Source organism: Phocaeicola fibrisolvens, assembly GCF_025567125.1.
GTDB lineage: Bacteria > Bacteroidota > Bacteroidia > Bacteroidales > Bacteroidaceae > Phocaeicola > Phocaeicola fibrisolvens.
In genome coordinates this window covers 20,573-38,241 of the sequence record NZ_JAOQJI010000029.1, presented here as the reverse complement: position 1 = coordinate 38,241, position 17,669 = coordinate 20,573, and the positions used below count along the sequence as shown (strand labels likewise).

Genomic DNA, 17,669 nt, shown 5'->3' with positions numbered 1-17,669 from the left:
TAATTCTTTTATAATTTTATTTCCAGATTAATTCCCATCACATTCAGACACCGCTTCACATCATACTGCCGGCAGTAATATACATCCAAGGCCGTTTTCCGTGACAGCCCCCAACGCACTCCCGGACGATAGCGGACACGCGGCAGCGAAAAGAAAGCCCCTCCACCTACCGGCTGAAACGACTCTACCGAGAAATAAGGATGCAGAAGCCAGCCTGTCGGTTCATATACAGCCTGCAACCGCGAACGAAGCTGTGCCTCCTTTCCTCCTCCGATAAACGTATGCTGGAAAAGTTCCCTCCAGCCAAGCTTGAAGTCTCCCACAGGACCGGACACCACAAAACCCGCCTGGTAGCGATGGCCGATTTTCCATCCCGCCTTCCCACGGTCACGGTACTGCAATTCGTAATAGCCTTTCAGCTGCATCAGCGGAAGCACCCGACAGTTCACCCCCACATTCAGCCGTTCCCGTTCCATTTCTTTCAATCCCTGCTGGGTTCTTGTCTGAAAAGTGCCTCTGAACTTCCAATACCGGTTCATCTGCCAATCCACCCGTACGCCCGTCCATGCAGCAAATTCGCCATGTGACACCGCGTATGTACGCATTGGCAGCAACCACCCAACGCATGCCCAAACGATTCCTATAACCAAAAATCCATGCAGTTTCTGTCTCTTCATCACTATCCGCACAAAGATTTAACTTCATATCCTTTGCAAGATACCAAGAAAATCTTGAATAACATGAAAATATTTCGACAAGATTCTCCAAATCCTTTCCCATCTTTTAGGTTTCCCCATACAGAAACGTATGTTTTCTTTATGTGAAACGTACGGCTCTGCCTCAGGAAACGTATGTTTTCCGATAGAGAAACATAGAAAATGAAACGTGAAATGACTCTTTATGTACTGGCGTTTACAAAAAAACGTCCTGAACCTTTTCAGATTCAGGACGCTCCTCTTATTTCATATCCACAAAACTTATCCTGCCATCAGCAAGACAAGCAACTGTGCGGTCAGAATACGCAAGAACATGGTCAACGGATATACCGTAGAATAACCTACAGCCGGTGCGTCGTTTCCTGCTATCTGGTTGGCGTAAGCCAAGGCAGGAGGGTCGGTATTACTACCGGCAATCAGCCCCATCAACGTGAAGTAGTTCACCCGGTGATGCCAGCGGGCTACAATACCTGTAATGAGCAATGGAATGAACGTAATCAAGAAACCAATTCCTACATAAAGCACGCCATCGCCTTCCACTACCATCTGCACGAAATTCTCACCTGCTTTGATTCCTACACTGGCCAGGAAGAGCACCAATCCCACCTCACGCAGCATCAGGTTGGCACTCATCGTCGTATAGGTGACCAGTTTCACCTTGTGGCCAAAACGGCCAATCAGGATAGAAATAATCAGCGGACCACCGGCCAGACCCAGTTTCACCGGAGTCGGCATGCCCGGAATGGCAATCGGCAGACTACCGAACAGAATACCACAGAGGATACCCACAAAGATGGTCACGATGTTCGGATGGTCCAAACGGCGCAACTGGTTACCCAGCAAGTTAGCCACCCGCTCAATGGCATCCTGCGGACCCACCACCATCACACGGTCGCCCACCTGCAAACGCAACTGACGGGCTGCAAACAAGTCCATACCCGAACGGTTGACACGAGTCACGTTCACCCCATACATGCTGCTGAAGTGAAGTTCTCCCAAGGTTTTTCCGTTGATGTTCGGCTGTGTCACCAATATACGACGGGAAACCATCGGTTTGTCCTGCTGATTGGTGGCATCCCAATCCTGTTCAATTTTCGGACCGATGAAAGCCATGATAGCTTCTGAATCATCTTCGGCACATACCAAAAACATGCGGTCGCCCAAACGAAGCACCGTATTGGCATTCGGCGTAATCATGTGTCCGTCTTGGATGATGCGTGTACACACAAAGTCGCGCGCCAGGAAGTTCTGTACCTGCGACAATGTCTTGCCGCTCAAAGCCTCGTTCTGCACCTTCAAGGAGATGGTGTAAGGCTTCATGTGGGGATTTGCCTCCTCTTCTTTCTGGATTTCCTCACTGTCCTGCTTCACGTCTACCCGGCAGATATAACGGATAATGATCATGGAAAGAATGATACCCATCACTCCCAGCGGATAAGCACAGGCATATCCCATGGCAATCTCAGGACCTTGATAATGCAGCTGCTGCAAAGCTTCGTTGGCCGCACCAAGTCCCGGTGTATTGGTCACCGCTCCACAAAGGATACCCACCATCATCGGGATGTCTATCCTCCCTTGCAAAGCGAAATAGAGAATCAATGCCACCGCAATGTTCAGGAACACGATTCCCACCGCCAGCAGGTTGAGCGTAATGCCTCCTCGCTTGAACGAGGAAAAGAAAGAAGGGCCGACCTGAAGTCCTATACAGAAGACGAAGAGAATCAGTCCGAAGTCTTGTAAGAAAGAAAGAATGGCCGGATTTCCGGTAAAACCGAAATGCCCTGCCAAGATTCCGACAAACAAGACGAATGTAACTCCGAGCGAAATGCCGAAGAATTTAATTTTTCCCAACAATACCCCCGCCGCAATTACAAAAGCATAGAGTGCTACGATATGCGCTATTGAGTTGGGATTCGTCAATAAATCTTGTAGCCAATTCATAGATATTAAATTTTTTTATTCGGAGGGCAAATGTAACCAATTAAAAAGAATAGGGCAAACTTTTCTTTCTTTTTTCATCATGAGCCCTCCCAAAGGGTTTACAACATACACTTTATCCTTTTGAATGCATCTAATACCAGTTTTATGTTTTTAGCTTCCTATCGCTGTAAAAAAAGAAAGGATGTAGGATAAAAGACCGGAAAATTTGTATATTTGCCCATGCAGGTAACCAACCTACACAATAATTTTAAATCTGAATATCAACCAAAAACACTAATTCACTATGGCAGATAGTAAAGAAAAACTCTTTTCAGATTTTCCGCCTGTGTCTACCCAAGAATGGATGGACAAAATCATGGTCGACCTGAAAGGAGCCGATTTTGAGAAAAAGTTGGTGTGGAAAACCAACGAAGGCTTCAAGGTGAAACCGTTCTACCGTCAAGAAGATTTGGAAGGACTGAAAACCACAGAAGGACTTCCCGGACAGTATCCTTACATAAGAGGTATCAAGAAAGACGACAATACATGGTTCATCCGCCAGGACATTGTAGTGGAAAATGCCTCCGAAGCCAATGCGAAAGCCCTTGACATCTTAAACAAAGGAGTCGATTCACTCGGATTTCAAATTAAAGCCAAAGAACTCAATGCGGAGTACCTTGACACGTTGCTGAAAGATATCTGTTGCGAATGCATCGAATTGAATTTCTCTACCTGCCAACGCCACACCCTGCAACTGGCGCAGCTGCTGGTAGCTTACTTCCAGAAAAAAGGTTATGCACCCGAAAAGCTGAAAGGTTCGCTGAATTTCGACCCCATCAGCAAAATGATGCAGAAAGGAAAAGATGTAAGTGCGGTCATCGCCACCGGAAAGGAACTGGTGGAAACACTGGCCGGATATCCGCATTTCCGTTGCATCGCCGTCAACTCGGTACAGCTGAACAATGCCGGAGCCTACATTTACCAGGAACTGGGATATGCACTGGCTTGGGGAAATGAATACCTCAACCAGCTGGTGGAAGCCGGCGTTCCTGCCGCACTGGCTGCCAAGAAAATCAAGTTCAATTTCGGTATCAGCTCCAACTATTTCATGGAAATTGCCAAATTCCGTGCGGCACGTATGCTGTGGGCCGACATCGTAAAACAATATCAGCCGAAATGTCCGCGCACGGACTGCAAAAATACAGGGGCCGACGGTACTTGCTACTGTGCCTGCAAGATGGTGGCACATGCCGAAACGTCCAACTTCAACCTCACTCTGTTTGATGCACACGTCAACCTGCTCCGTACGCAGACCGAAGCCATGAGTGCGGCCATTGCCGGTGTGAATTCCATCACCGTTTCGCCGTTTGACAAGACTTACGAAACGCCGAACGATTTCTCTGAACGTATCGCCCGCAACCAGCAACTGCTGCTGAAAGAAGAATCTCATCTGAACCGCATCGTCGACCCGGCTGCCGGTTCTTATTATATTGAAAACCTGACTGTCTCCATCGCGAAAGAGGCTTGGAAACTTTTCCTAGCCGTGGAAGAAGCGGGAGGCATGCTGCAAGCGGTCAAAGCGGGCAGCATACAGGAGGCTGTGAACCAGAGCAACAAAGCTCGTCACGAAGCGGTATCTAAACGGAAAGAAATTCTGTTGGGTACCAACCAGTATCCGAACTTCAACGAACTGGCTGGCGACAAGCGCCCGCTGGACGGATGTACAAAATGCGGATGTGGCGGTCATGAAGAAGAGGAAACGGCCTTGGTTAAATTGCAGACGGCACGTGCGGCCAGCGAATTTGAGGCTCTCCGCCTGGAGACTGAGAACTCCGGCAAACGTCCGAAGGCATTCATGCTAACCATCGGCAACCTGGCCATGCGTCAGGCCCGTGCCCAGTTCTCCTGCAACTTCCTGGCTTGTGCGGGGTATCAGGTCATCGACAACCTGGGATTTGCCAGCGTGGAAGAAGGCATCGAAGCAGCCATGAAGGCGCAAGCCGACATCGTGGTGCTCTGCTCCAGTGACGATGAATATGCCGAATATGCCATTCCGGCCTTCAAGGCCCTCAACGGACGTGCCATGTTTATCGTGGCAGGTGCCCCGGCCTGCATGGAAGAACTGAAAGCTGCCGGCATTGAGAACTTCATCCATGTACGCTGCAACGTGCTGGAAACTTTACGCGAATACAACCGCAAACTCTTATCTTGAATTGCACACTATGAGACAGAATTTTACACAAATCGATATATTTGCCGGCTTCCATCCGCAGAACGGCATGGAATGGCAAAAAGAGAATGGCATCACTGCCAACTGGAAAACACCTGAACAGATTCAGGTGAAGCCTGTATATACCAAGGAAGACCTGGAGGGCATGGAACACCTGAACTATGCGGCAGGTATTCCTCCTTATCTTCGTGGCCCGTACTCCATGATGTACACCTTCCGTCCGTGGACCATCCGTCAGTATGCCGGATTCTCTACCGCAGAAGAATCCAACGCCTTTTACCGTCGTAACCTGGCTTCCGGACAGAAAGGTCTGTCTGTGGCCTTCGACCTTCCGACTCACCGCGGCTATGACCCGGACCATCCGCGTGTAGTGGGCGATGTGGGTAAGGCGGGTGTATCTATCTGCTCGCTGGAAAACATGAAGGTGCTTTTCGATGGTATTCCATTGAACAAGATGTCTGTATCCATGACCATGAACGGGGCGGTACTTCCCATCATGGCGTTCTACATCAATGCAGGACTGGAGCAGGGGGCCAAACTGGAAGAAATGGCCGGAACCATCCAGAACGATATTCTGAAGGAATTCATGGTGCGCAACACTTATATTTATCCGCCTGCCTTCTCCATGAAGATTATTTCCGACATCTTTGAATACACTTCCCAGAAGATGCCGAAATTCAACTCTATCTCTATCTCGGGATACCACATGCAGGAAGCAGGTGCCACTGCCGACATTGAGTTGGCTTATACCCTGGCCGACGGTTTGGAATACCTTCGCGCGGGAGTGGCTGCCGGTATCGACATCGATGCCTTCGCTCCCCGTCTGTCGTTCTTTTGGGCTATCGGCATGAACCATTTCATGGAAATTGCCAAGATGCGTGCCGCCCGTATGCTGTGGGCCAAGATTGTAAAACAGTTCCACCCGAAGAACCCGAAATCACTGGCTCTGCGTACACACTCTCAGACTTCCGGATGGTCACTGACCGAACAGGACCCGTTCAACAATGTGGGACGTACCTGTATCGAAGCCATGGCTGCCGCACTGGGACACACGCAGTCACTGCATACCAACGCGCTGGATGAAGCCATCGCCTTGCCGACGGACTTCTCGGCCCGTATCGCCCGAAACACGCAGATTTACATTCAGGAAGAAACGCAGATTTGCAAGAACGTAGACCCGTGGGGAGGTTCTTACTACGTGGAAGCCCTGACCAACGAGCTGGCTCACAAGGCATGGGAACACATTCAGGAAATCGAGAAGCTGGGTGGTATGGCCAAAGCCATCGAAACCGGTATTCCGAAGATGCGTATCGAAGAAGCGGCTGCCCGCACGCAGGCTCGTATCGACTCCGGTGAACAGACCATCGTGGGAACCAACAAATACCGTCTGGAAAAGGAAGACCCGATTGACATTCTGGAAGTGGACAACACCGCCGTACGTCAGGAACAGATTGAAAACCTGCGCCGCCTGAAGGAAGGCCGTAACCAAGCTGAGGTGGACAAGGCACTGGAGGCCCTCACCGAATGTGTACGCACTGGCAAGGGCAACCTGCTGGAGCTGGCTGTAGAAGCCGCCCGCGTACGTGCCACACTGGGAGAAATATCCGATGCCTGCGAGAAAGTTGTAGGACGTTATAAAGCAATTATCAGAACCATATCAGGAGTGTATTCATCAGAAAGTAAAAAGGATGCAGATTTCGCACGGGCTTGCGAACTGACCGAAGAATTTGCGAAGAAAGAAGGCCGCCGTCCGCGTGTCATGATTGCCAAGATGGGACAGGACGGACACGACCGTGGTGCAAAAGTAGTGGCTACCGGATTTGCCGACTGTGGTTTCGACGTGGATATGGGACCGTTGTTCCAGACTCCGGAAGAAGCAGCCCGCGAAGCCGTGGAAAACGACGTGCATGCAGTGGGCGTATCGTCACTGGCTGCCGGACACAAAACCTTGATTCCGCAAATCATTGCCGAATTGAAGCGTCTGGGACGTGAAGATATTCTGGTCTTTGCCGGAGGTGTCATCCCGGCACAGGATTATGACTTCCTGTATAAAGCCGGTGTGATGGCCATCTTTGGCCCGGGTACTTCCGTAGCCAAATCGGCCTGCCAGGTAATGGAACTGCTGCTGGAAAGTGTAGAAGATTAACAAAAGTATCCCCATAAGAATGAGTCCCAAGCGTAAAAGTTCGGGACTCATTTTTTATATTTAGATTCTCCTTTAATATTCTAACGTGTCCCTGATAAAAAGATTGATAAGTTAAATATCGATTTTAAAGAATAGAGTGTTATTTTTTTATACATTTGTAAAGAAAACTTACAACCTTCTATTATCATGAGAACAATCACCGTGTTAATATGCATTTTATCGTGTCTATCCATGCAGGCACAGAACATAGATGGGCATAATCAAATTCCTCAAAAAGACATTTCTATTCGTTTAAATTTGGGCATAGCTTCTGCCAACCTGGAAGGGACAGGAGAATCCCTCTGGTACAGCAATCCCAAAGAAAGCAGTCGTGGTTTTCAATATGGCATAGACCTTTTAAAATACCACAAATATATAGGTTACGGATTTGCCTTTAAACACTATATGCATGGACTCTCATTTCCAGAAAACGCACAAAATTCATCTCTTCATGAAAATGTCCAAATCTTCTATCTGGCTCCACAATTTTCTTCTATTAATGAAGCGAAACTATTAAAGGGAATGATCAGCAACCTCGATTTAGGAATTGGATATGCGCATTATTTAAGCAAAGGTACAATAAACAAAACTCAAAATTACTCAGTTCCACAATCTGGGCTTGGCATGAATGCCAATATAGGTGTGGAATACAAATTCCCTACACATTTTGGCGTGAAAATCTCCATATCGGCAGAATATTATATTTTCAAACACCTCGACCCAAAAATCGAAACTCCCAGCAAGATATTTGAACAACGCTCCAAGTTGGGTATTTTTATGGTCACTCCTCAACTGTCTCTTATATATCACCTGTAATTCAGACACATAGCCACCAATTCATTTCATTTAGGTCATATACATTAAAAAAATCAGGTGTAAATGATTTCAATTTTCATTCACACCTGACATTATCTGTTCTAATCTATTTTTACTTATACGTAATCCAACGAATCATTTCCTTGAAAGAAGGTTTCTTTCCGTACATCAGAATACCTACTCGGTAAATCTTTCCCGCTATCCAAATCATGCCGAAAGCGGCGGCATACAGAATCACCACCGACAGTACGGTTTCCCATACCGGTACATCGAAAGGCAGACGCACCATCATGACAATGGGTGAGGTAAATGGAATCATGGAACACCAGATAGCTAGCGGTCCGTCAGGATTGTCGGAGCTGTAGATACCCGCATACAGCGCAAAAATCAGCAACAGAACGATTGGAGTCATAAATTGCTGGGAATCTTCCTGCCCATTGATAGCTGCACCAATGGCGGCAAAGATAGATGCATACACCAGATAACCTCCGATGAAGTTCAAGACAAAGAAGCCTCCCATTTTGGCTAAATTCAATCCGTGAAGTGTAGCCAGTAACCCGGAAGCCTCTCCCATCAACTCCGGAGAACTGCCGGATAAACTACCCGCAATGGCCAACAACACCACAATCAGCAGAATCCAAATAGCCAACTGAGCCACACCTACCAGTCCGATACCCACAATCTTCCCAATCATCAACTGGAAAGGACGGACAGAAGACACGATGACTTCTACAATGCGGTTGGTTTTTTCTTCCATTACGCTTTGCATCACCATACCTCCGTAAGACATCACGAACATGTAAATAAGGAATGTCAAAATCATGCCGGCTGCCATGGCGGCTCCTGCATTCGACTCGCTTTCCGTACCATCGTCACCCCATTTCACCGTACGGATATTCAGCTTACGGTTCATATCCTGCATAATGGAAGGTAACTGAGGAATGTCATAACGAAGCAGTTTGTCCTGACGTACCTGTTCATCGAGTGTCTCGCTCACCAACCGCGAAAGGCTGTTCGGCACTTCCTTCCGTGAATAAATGGCCACGGCTTCCGGATGGACGGCCAAATCGGCCTTGATTTCCACCACGGCGTCGAACGTACTGGAATCTGTCCGGAAAGAAGCCTCCATCTGAGGTACTCCTACAAAGTGATACGATTCATCGTCCTTGAACTGAGGCAGGTATTTCATCGTTTCATCAATGACGGCCACCTGTTTCTGGTCGCCTCCCTTGACGGTAGACAACCACAAGGGAACAAAAATAAGTGCCGCAAACACAAACGGCATCAGAATGGTAAGCAGAATAAATGATTTCTTGCTTACCCGATTTATAAATTCACGCTGAATTATAATCCAAGTCTTGTTCATAGCAAAAGCAGATTTTAGTTAGACTTTTCCTTCTACTGTACGGATGAAGATATCATTCATGGAAGGAATACATTCCGAGAACTGGGTGATTTCGGCCTGGGCCCCAATCTGTGACAGCATTTCCGAATTGGAAATGGAAGTCAGCTTACGCAATTTATAGCTGACCGTCTGCGCATCGAGCACTTGACGACCGACCACTTCGAAGGCATCCGATTCCGGCAATGGCTGGGCCGACTGCACGGTCAATTCATACAGATTGCTCTTATACTGAGAACGAATATCCTTCACCGCTCCCTGCAGTACCACCTTGGAATGATTGATCAAAGCAATATGGTCACAAATCTCTTCTACGGACGCCATGTTGTGCGTAGAGAAGATAATGGTATGCCCTTCTTCTTTCAGCTTCAGAATTTCGCGTTTCAGCAGTTCCGCATTTACCGGGTCGAAACCGGAAAACGGTTCATCGAAAATCAACAAAGGAGGACGGTGGAGTACCGTAATGACAAACTGCACTTTCTGCTGCATACCTTTGGACAGTTCTTCCAGCTTCTTGTTCCACCAAGGCATAATGTCAAACCGCTCGAACCAGTCGGTCAGGCGCTTCTTTGCCTCCTGACGGCTCAAGCCTTTCAGTTGGGCCAGATAAACAGCCTGCTCACCCACCTTCATTTTTTTGTAAAGTCCGCGTTCTTCCGGAAGATAACCGATGGAATAGATATCCTGTGGTTGGGAAAGGCGGCCGTCGAACCAGACTTCTCCTGCATCGGGAGCCGTAATACGGTTGATAATACGAATCAAAGTGGTCTTTCCAGCCCCATTGGGTCCCAGTAGACCAAAAACCTGCCCCTTAGGCACCTGAATGCTCACTCCATCCAGTGCCGTATGGTTGGCATAACGTTTGGTGACTTGTCGTGTTTCTAAAAAAGAATCATTCATGTCTTAGATTTTAAAAGTTTGAACATAAAAACAATTTCACATTCAACAAAGGTAAAAAAATCCCATTAATCGGAAACATTTGACCACATTTTATGCATAAAAAAAGCGGAAATACCGATTCCCATTACACCAGTATTTCCGCCATATACTCGAAACGGACTCAAACTACAAGAAAAACTTAAAGACAAAGATAACCGACAAGATGTACATAGCCGGTGTCAGTTTCTTGGTATGCCCGCACAATAAGTTAATCAGCACATAACTGATCATTCCCAATACAATACCATCGGAAATACTATAAGCCAACGGCATGAAAATGATACAGATGAATGCCGGAATCGCTTCGGAATAATCCAGGAAGTCCACTTTCTTGACGGAAGACATCATCATCAGTCCTACCAGAATCAGTACCGGAGCGGTGGCAGCTCCCGGAACGGCCAGGAAGAAAGGAGCCAAGAACAAGGACAACAAGAAACAAATGGCAGTCACGAAAGCTGTCAGACCGCTGCGTCCCCCTTCTCCCACTCCGGAAGCACTTTCTACAAAAGTGGTAATGGTACTGGTTCCCAATACGGCACCGGCAGTTGTACCAACCGCATCCACCAGAAAAGCCTGTTTCAAATGCGGAATCTTTCCGTCTTTCGTCACCATCCCCGCCTTGGTAGTCACTCCGACCAGCGTACCAATGGTATCAAACATGTCCACAAACAGAAAGGTAAAGACTACGATAACCATTTCCTTGGTGAAGATATGCTCCCACTGGAACTGGCAGAAAATCGGTGCAATAGAAGGAGGCGTACTGAACACGCCGTCCAAATGGGTCAGCCCCATCGGAATGCCGATGACAGTAGTCAGCAAAATACCAATCAGCAGGGCGCCACGCACCTTCTTCACCAGCAAGATGGAAGTTACCAGCAGACCGATGATTCCCAGCAAAGCAGAGCCGGAAGTAATATCCCCCAACGAAATCAAGGTCGCATCGTTATTCACAATGATACCGGCATTCTGCAGACCGATGAAAGCGATGAACAGACCGATACCGGCTCCGATGGCATTCCGAAGTGTCAGCGGAAGCGCATCCACAATCTTTTCACGCAGATTGGTCACCGTCAACAGAATAAAGATAATTCCTTCCAAAAGGACAGCTGTCAGGGCAAACTGCCAAGTATATCCGAGCGTCAGACACACCGTATAGGCAAAAAACGCATTCAGACCCATACCCGGAGCCAGTCCGAAAGGTAGTTTTGCATATACCGCCATCAATAGGGTAGCAAAAGCAGAAGCGATGACTGTGGTAGTAAACAGCGCTCCCTTATCCATCCCCGTAGCCGCCAGAATGTTCGGATTGACGGCCAAAATATAGGCCATGGTCAGAAAGGTGGTGATACCGGCCAGGATTTCCGTGCGCACACGGGTCTCACGAGGATTAAAACCAAATAATTTTTCAAGCATTTTCATTGTATAATTGCGTTAAGTCTATTCTAACAACATCAGAAAGTCCACTTCATGGCCAGCGTCGGGATGAAATAAAAACCGTCACGCGTAGCAAAGTTGTGACTCAGTTCCCATTCCGAACCCACGCTCAGGTTCAGATTGTCATTCACATGTTTGAACTTGTTCAGGTTTATCCAGAACTGAGGCTCACTGATGAATATGAAGTTATGATTCTTCCCGTTCACATCAGTATGCTTCTCCCGCCAGAAATCGGCAAATCCGCTGAACGTGAACTTTTCCTGCCAGAAGTTCAGTGTCCAGGTACCCGTCAACTGAAAATTATGGGGCTTTACATTCTTCTGAATATATTTATACAACACCTGAATACCAAACGTCTTTGAGAAATCACTGTTGTTCCAAGAATAAGTGGCACCTCCCAGAAAAGCGTTATTAATGTAATTCAAACCACCGTTATATTCCACGTGTGCAGAAAAAGGAGCTTTCCAGAATTTCAGTTCCCGGCTGATTTCCCAATAAGCAGAAGCCACTCCTTTATCCGTGTAATCCATATCGACAAAGAAATACGTGCTTCCCCACTTGTCGGCCTTGAACATTTCGACCGTGGTGGTTACCCAAGGACGCTCGTCGAGTGATTTGTACAAGGCACGTCCCAAGTCGTAGTGTAACTGAATGTTCTGCGCCACGGCTCCTCCCACGAAGGCAGACAGAAGAAGTACGAAAAGAAATAATTTTTTCATTTGAATTTAACTTGTTTTTAATGGTTTTTAAATCGGCTGCAAAATTACATAAAAAAGCACTATAAAAGCAAAGAACTCCTTATCTTTGCTTTCAAGAATACAAGTAAAAGCCCATGAAAAAGCTATTTATCCTCCTATTAATGTGCATAATCGGTCTGGGAGCGAAAGGTCAGGTATCTTCAGCCGCCTTCCAGAAATGGCACGGTGACAAATATTCCATGTTCATTCACTTCGGACTCTATTCCCAGCTGGGAGGAGTGTGGCACCAGAAACAAATTCAGGATGGATACAGTGAACAGATTCGGGCCTTTGCACAAATTCCACAAGCAGAATATGAAAATATAGCCCGTGAATTCAATCCTACAGAATTCAACGCCGATTCTATCGCCCTGCTTGCCAGGAAGGCCGGCATGCATTCCATTATCTTTACCAGCAAGCATCACGACGGATTCTGTCTGTTCAAAACCGCCACTACCCCGTTCAACTCCTACGATGCCTCCCCTTGCAAACGGGACTTCGTCAAAGAACTGTCGGAAGCGGCCCGGCGGCAAGGACTGCGGTTCGGACTATACTTTTCACTCATCGACTGGCACTACCCGTATGCTTCGCCCATGTCACCGCACAATGCAGATTTCATCACGGAGAGTCACCATAATTACTCCAAACAGCAACTGAAAGAATTACTTACCCACTACGGAACCATTTCGGAACTATGGTTCGACATGGGTTCCAATACGCCCGCACAGAGCAAAGAACTTTACGAAATGGTTCACCGGTACCAACCCGACTGCATGGTCAGCGGGCGACTGGGAAACGACCAATACGATTTCTGTGTGATGGCCGACAATGACTACCCGGAGAAAACACTTCATGCTCCCTGGCAAAGCGCCGCTTCCATGTTCGACGAGACATGGGGATATCGCTCCTGGCAAGCACGCGGCAACGTGGAAGACAAAGTACGGGAAAAGACACGCAGTCTGATTAATGTAGTTTCCAGAGGAGGAAACTACCTGCTCAACATCGGCCCTAAAGGCAACGGAGAAGTGGTCGACTTTGAGAAAGAAGTGCTGGAACAAGTCGGCAACTGGCTTTCCCATTACGGTTATGCCGTATATCAGACGGAAGCCTCTCCCTTTCAAGAAGAGTTCGACTGGGGAGAAGTGACCCGCAAAGACAATCACCTGTATCTCTTCCTATCGGGTACTTATCCCAAGGATGGAAAAATCACCTTCTCCATGCCTGGATATATTCTGCAAAAAGGAGACGGAAAAATGGCCACCTATCTGCAATATGGTGACGAGGTGGTACTCACCATACCCGCCTCAGCCTACAAAGACAAACAAATCCATGTGCTGACACTCTCGTTCGACAAAAAGATTGAACCTCTTCCGGGAAATACAGTCAGAAGCACGATGCTGACCGCACAAAATGCCACTCCGCAATACAGCTATTCCTGCTTTGACTATTATACTAACTACCGCAGTGTCATCGGTTACAGCTGGGATTTTGAACAACTGCTCCTCAAACAGCTGGAACTCATTTACACACCACAGGAAGCCGGACGGAAAATCGATCTGATTCTGGATGGAAAAACCTATCACGTCACTTTGAACAAAGGAAAAGAACAGAAGGGTACCTCGCTTTCCAATACGGAATGGGGAAAAACTTACATCTGTGGACCGGGCAACGGGATATTCCACGCAAAAGATTCGTTAGTTGCCAACCTGCAACAACCCCCTCTTACCGGTAAAACTTGGAAACCCGCAGCAGAGAGCGATACGTTAGATTGCCCCCAATTCTCCAGCTATTACATCCTGAGAGAGGTAGAATCACCTCGCTCACAGCACATCCTGGCTGAAATCGGAGCAGGAAACGGCATGGAAGTCTATGTCAATGGAAAACTGATTGCCAAACACCTGAACCCGTATCGGACTCCGTTCCGTATGGAAAAAATCGTGCTCCCGCTCAAAAAGGGTATGAACCAAGTCGTGCTCCGCACTTACAACCGCTTTGAAGACCAAACCACCTACCTGTTGCGCCCGGCAGAAGAACAGAAAGTCTACCGGCAGGATGTGGTACTACCCGATGCACTCAACGGGAAAGACCATCATCTCGTATTGAAACCACACAATCCCTCTTCCCCGCATACTGACGCAGAATTGTCCAATCTGCGCATCCGGTTAAGAAGGATTGCTCTTAAAGGCCAAAGAGATTAATAAATCTCCTTGGCTACCTTATATACACTGTCGGAAGCCATGAAAGTGTAGAAATGCAGACCGGGAACTCCATGTGCCAGCAAGTCCTTGCACTGTGCCTTGCACCATTCCACTCCTACAGCTTTCACTTCCTCGTCATTCTCACATTTACGGAGCTCTGAAGCAAAGGCTTCGGGTATATCCGTACGGAACACTTTAGGCAGCACATTCAACTGGTTCTTGAAGACTACCGGCTTGATGCCCGGGATGATAGGTACCTCAATACCTTCCTGACGGCAACGGTCTACAAAAGCATAGTATTTTTCATTGTCAAAAAACATCTGAGTCACCACGTAATCAGCTCCATTGCGTACTTTCTCTTTCAGATAGAACAGGTCCGATTCCATGTTGGGCGCTTCTTCATGCTTCTCCGGATAGCAGGCCATGCCGTAAGAGAAAGGAGTTTCAATGCCTTCAATTTTCGAACCGTCCAGTGAGATGCCTTGATTAAAACGGTTCACCTGCTCCTGCAAGTCGGTGGCGTGTTCGTTGTACAGATACAAGTCCTTGGCCGCAATGTCCAACGGTTTGGAGTCACCTCTCAGCAACAACAGATTGGTAATGCCCAGAAAGTTCAGGTCGAGCAAGGCGTATTCCGTTTCTTCCTTGGTAAATCCCTTACAGATGATATGGGGAACCGCCTGAATGCCGTACTTGTTCTGAATGGCTGCCGCTATGGCGACCGTTCCCGGACGTTTCCGGACCGTAGTCTTCTTCAGGTTGCCGTCGGGTTGCGGCAGATACACAATCTCACTGTGGTGGGCCGTGATATTAATGTACTTGGGGTCGAACTCCCGCAACTTGTCGATGACGTGATATACTTTTTGTATGTTGTTTCCTTTCAAAGGTGGCAAAATCTCAAAGGAAAATATCGGTTCCTTACTATTCTTTATCAAATCTATTACTTTCATCGTACATTTGTAAATTTATACCGACAAAGATACAAGCATTTGATTTATCCACCAACACTCTGGTGATATTTAGAAAAAAGAGAGTGTTTAACCCACAAAACACCTGTCAAAACAGAATAATATTCTATTCAGAGCTTCGATTATAGAATAAAAGAGCAGTAAACCGTACAGAGGTCTAAATATGAAGTCCGTAGTCGTGCTTCACTTCATCCATCACAAACATGCTTTCCAACGAACCCAGACTGTCTACCGTACCCAATACATTAATGATAAATTCCTGGTAGTATTTCATGTTCGGAGCATGGATTTTCAATAGGTAATCGTAGCTACCGGAAATGTTGTAACACTCCGTCACCTCCGGTATCTGCTGCACGATACGGGTAAACTCCATGGCAATGTCCTTGTTCATCCGGCGCAGCTTCACATTACAGAACACCACAAACCCCTGATTCAGCTTGTCGGCATCGAGCACAGCAATGTATTTCTTGATGTATCCTTCCCGTTCCAGTCTTTTCAATCGCTCGAATACGGGTGTGGACGACAGACTGACCTGAGCCGCCAGTTCTTTGGTAGTCAGTCGGGCATTCTCCTGCAACGTGCGGAGAATCTGCAAATCTACTTTATCTAATTTTTCCGTCATCAGAATATTATTCCAACAAAGTTTGTTTTATGTGTGCAAAACTAATCATTTTTTCTTTTACAGAATATTTTCATAGATGAATTTTCCATATTTTCCGTTCATATTGGAGGATATGTCCATCAGAACTACTTTTGCATTGTATTTAAAACCTCTAAAAACTCACAGCAATGGAAAAGACTAAGCTACACTTCGAAACACTGCAACTACACGTAGGACAAGAAACTCCCGACCCCACTACCGACGCACGGGCCGTACCTATTTATCAGACCACTTCGTATGTGTTCCATGATTCTGCCCATGCGGCCGCCCGTTTCAGTCTGGAAGAAGCCGGAAACATCTACGGTCGTCTGACCAATCCCACACAAGACGTACTGGAACAGCGGGTTGCCGCACTGGAAGGAGGAGTGGCCGCACTGGCCGTCGCCTCAGGAGCCGCCGCCATCAGTTATGCGTTTGAGAACATCACCCGGCAAGGTGACCATATAGTATCCGCCTGCACCATTTATGGAGGCACCTATAACTTGCTGGCACATACTTTCCCTACCCGGGGCGTACATACTACCTTCGTAGACCCGGAAGACCCGGAGAACTTCGAGCGGGCCATCCAGCCGAACACCAAAGCATTATTTATCGAGAGTCTGGGAAATCCCAACAGTACATTGGTGGATATTGAGCGTATTGCGGAAATCGCCCACCGTCATCAGATTCCTCTTTTGATAGACAACACCTTTGCCACGCCCTACCTGTTGCGCCCCATTGAACACGGAGCCGACATTGTAATTCACTCGGCCACCAAATTCATCGGCGGGCACGGCACCTCGCTGGGAGGTATCATCGTGGACTCCGGCAAGTTCGACTGGAAGGCTTCCGGAAAATTCCCTCAACTGACCGACCCTGACCCATGCTATCACGGACTCTGCTTTACCGATGTAGCCGGAGCTGCCGCCTATGTGACCCGCATCCGGGCTATCCTGCTTCGCGACACCGGAGCCGCCCTCAGTCCGTTCAATGCCTTCCTTCTCCTGCAAGGGCTGGAAACCCTTTCTTTGAGAGTGGAACGCCATGTGGAAAACGCCTTGAAGGTAGTGGACTTCCTGCAACACCACCCCAAGGTGACGAAAGTCAACCATCCGTCATTGCCGTCACACACCTCTCCGACACTCTACCAGAAATATTTCCCGAAAGGAGCCGGTTCCATCTTTACCTTCGAGATTCAAGGAGGACGCGCCGAAGCCCACCGCTTCATCGACCACCTGAAGATTTTCTCCTTGCTGGCCAACGTAGCCGATGTGAAATCGCTGGTCATCCATCCGGCCAGCACCACTCACTCCCAGCTCAATGACGAGGAACTGGCCGCACAAGGAATCACGCAAGCTACCATCCGTTTGTCAATAGGCACCGAACATATCGATGATTTGATTGCCGACTTGACACAGGCCTTTGCACAAATCTGACAAACGAGTAAAAAAATCCCCCTCGCTTCTGAATTGAAGTAATCCCCA

The 17,669-nt window shown here is 47.7% G+C and carries 13 protein-coding genes; 5 read left to right on the top strand and 8 right to left on the bottom strand.

Annotated features, from left to right (window positions below; genetic code table 11):
• Window positions 1-8: 8 nt before the first annotated feature.
• Together OCV81_RS11890 and OCV81_RS11885 are read right to left on the bottom strand one after the other, a co-directional pair.
• Entirely contained in the window at window positions 9-677 is a 669-nt protein-coding gene (locus OCV81_RS11890) for a DUF2490 domain-containing protein (RefSeq protein WP_148330193.1), read from the bottom strand.
• A 300-nt stretch (window positions 678-977) separates the two neighbouring features.
• On the bottom strand, window positions 978-2,657 hold the full coding sequence (locus OCV81_RS11885; protein WP_148330192.1) for a putative transporter: 1,680 nt from the start codon (window positions 2,655-2,657) through the stop codon (window positions 978-980).
• Between the two features lie 283 nt (window positions 2,658-2,940).
• On the opposite strand from OCV81_RS11885, the gene mutA reads away from it, so the two are divergent.
• From mutA to OCV81_RS11870, 3 genes are all read left to right on the top strand, one after another.
• Window positions 2,941-4,848, top strand: coding sequence for a methylmalonyl-CoA mutase small subunit (gene mutA / locus OCV81_RS11880; RefSeq protein ID WP_148330191.1), 1,908 nt, complete (start codon window positions 2,941-2,943; stop codon window positions 4,846-4,848).
• A gap of 10 nt (window positions 4,849-4,858) precedes the next feature.
• Window positions 4,859-7,012, top strand: a complete 2,154-nt coding sequence (scpA, locus tag OCV81_RS11875) for a methylmalonyl-CoA mutase (protein ID WP_148330190.1) — start codon at window positions 4,859-4,861, stop codon at window positions 7,010-7,012.
• Between the two features lie 231 nt (window positions 7,013-7,243).
• Window positions 7,244-7,867 carry a hypothetical protein gene (locus OCV81_RS11870; RefSeq protein WP_148330189.1) on the top strand — a complete coding sequence of 208 codons (624 nt, stop codon included), beginning with the start codon at window positions 7,244-7,246 and terminating at the stop codon, window positions 7,865-7,867.
• A 112-nt stretch (window positions 7,868-7,979) separates the two neighbouring features.
• Here the strand turns inward: OCV81_RS11870 and OCV81_RS11865 are convergent, their stop codons facing one another.
• The 4 genes from OCV81_RS11865 to OCV81_RS11850 all read right to left on the bottom strand — a co-directional run bounded on the left by OCV81_RS11865 (window position 7,980) and on the right by OCV81_RS11850 (window position 12,361).
• The gene (locus OCV81_RS11865) at window positions 7,980-9,233 is read right to left on the bottom strand and encodes an ABC transporter permease (RefSeq protein WP_148330188.1); all 1,254 of its coding nucleotides are present in this window, start codon (window positions 9,231-9,233) and stop codon (window positions 7,980-7,982) included.
• 18 nt (window positions 9,234-9,251) lie between these two features.
• Window positions 9,252-10,169: an ABC transporter ATP-binding protein gene (locus OCV81_RS11860; RefSeq protein ID WP_148330187.1), complete on the bottom strand. Its 918-nt coding sequence runs from the start codon at window positions 10,167-10,169 to the stop codon at window positions 9,252-9,254.
• Window positions 10,170-10,334: 165 nt separating this feature from the next.
• Window positions 10,335-11,621: an NCS2 family permease gene (locus OCV81_RS11855; protein ID WP_148330200.1), complete on the bottom strand. Its 1,287-nt coding sequence runs from the start codon at window positions 11,619-11,621 to the stop codon at window positions 10,335-10,337.
• A 38-nt stretch (window positions 11,622-11,659) separates the two neighbouring features.
• Window positions 11,660-12,361: a nucleoside-specific channel-forming Tsx family protein gene (locus OCV81_RS11850; RefSeq protein ID WP_072541774.1), complete on the bottom strand. Its 702-nt coding sequence runs from the start codon at window positions 12,359-12,361 to the stop codon at window positions 11,660-11,662.
• Window positions 12,362-12,474: 113 nt separating this feature from the next.
• Between OCV81_RS11850 and OCV81_RS11845 the strand changes: the two genes are divergently transcribed.
• Window positions 12,475-14,577 (top strand): alpha-L-fucosidase, encoded by a 2,103-nt coding sequence (locus OCV81_RS11845; RefSeq protein WP_148330186.1) that lies wholly within the window; start codon window positions 12,475-12,477, stop codon window positions 14,575-14,577.
• Here the strand turns inward: OCV81_RS11845 and metF are convergent.
• Both metF and OCV81_RS11835 read right to left on the bottom strand, forming a co-directional pair.
• Entirely contained in the window at window positions 14,574-15,527 is a 954-nt protein-coding gene (metF, locus tag OCV81_RS11840; RefSeq protein ID WP_148330185.1) for a methylenetetrahydrofolate reductase [NAD(P)H], read from the bottom strand. The genes OCV81_RS11845 and metF overlap by 4 nt on opposite strands.
• Window positions 15,528-15,702: 175 nt before the next feature.
• Complete coding sequence (locus OCV81_RS11835) at window positions 15,703-16,167, bottom strand: Lrp/AsnC family transcriptional regulator (RefSeq protein ID WP_022354011.1); 465 nt, start codon at window positions 16,165-16,167, stop codon at window positions 15,703-15,705.
• A gap of 167 nt (window positions 16,168-16,334) precedes the next feature.
• On the opposite strand from OCV81_RS11835, the gene OCV81_RS11830 reads away from it, so the two are divergent.
• A complete protein-coding gene (locus tag OCV81_RS11830; protein WP_148330184.1) occupies window positions 16,335-17,621 on the top strand; it encodes an O-acetylhomoserine aminocarboxypropyltransferase/cysteine synthase family protein in 1,287 nt (428 codons plus the stop codon).
• The last annotated feature ends 48 nt before the right edge of the window (window positions 17,622-17,669 follow it).

Excerpts from the sequence above, each read along its gene's own strand:
- metF (WP_148330185.1), bottom strand. The coding sequence starts at position 15,527 with ATGAAAGTAATAGATTTGATAAAGAATAGTAAGGAACCGATATTTTCC.
- OCV81_RS11830 (WP_148330184.1), top strand. The coding sequence starts at position 16,335 with ATGGAAAAGACTAAGCTACACTTCGAAACACTGCAACTACACGTAGGA.
- OCV81_RS11850 (WP_072541774.1), bottom strand. The coding sequence starts at position 12,361 with ATGAAAAAATTATTTCTTTTCGTACTTCTTCTGTCTGCCTTCGTGGGA.
- OCV81_RS11865 (WP_148330188.1), bottom strand. The coding sequence starts at position 9,233 with ATGAACAAGACTTGGATTATAATTCAGCGTGAATTTATAAATCGGGTA.
- OCV81_RS11870 (WP_148330189.1), top strand. The coding sequence starts at position 7,244 with ATGCAGGCACAGAACATAGATGGGCATAATCAAATTCCTCAAAAAGAC.
- OCV81_RS11860 (WP_148330187.1), bottom strand. The coding sequence starts at position 10,169 with ATGAATGATTCTTTTTTAGAAACACGACAAGTCACCAAACGTTATGCC.
- mutA (WP_148330191.1), top strand. The coding sequence starts at position 2,941 with ATGGCAGATAGTAAAGAAAAACTCTTTTCAGATTTTCCGCCTGTGTCT.
- scpA (WP_148330190.1), top strand. The coding sequence starts at position 4,859 with ATGAGACAGAATTTTACACAAATCGATATATTTGCCGGCTTCCATCCG.
- OCV81_RS11890 (WP_148330193.1), bottom strand. The coding sequence starts at position 677 with ATGAAGAGACAGAAACTGCATGGATTTTTGGTTATAGGAATCGTTTGG.
- OCV81_RS11855 (WP_148330200.1), bottom strand. The coding sequence starts at position 11,621 with ATGCTTGAAAAATTATTTGGTTTTAATCCTCGTGAGACCCGTGTGCGC.
- OCV81_RS11845 (WP_148330186.1), top strand. The coding sequence starts at position 12,475 with ATGAAAAAGCTATTTATCCTCCTATTAATGTGCATAATCGGTCTGGGA.
- OCV81_RS11885 (WP_148330192.1), bottom strand. The coding sequence starts at position 2,657 with ATGAATTGGCTACAAGATTTATTGACGAATCCCAACTCAATAGCGCAT.
- OCV81_RS11835 (WP_022354011.1), bottom strand. The coding sequence starts at position 16,167 with ATGACGGAAAAATTAGATAAAGTAGATTTGCAGATTCTCCGCACGTTG.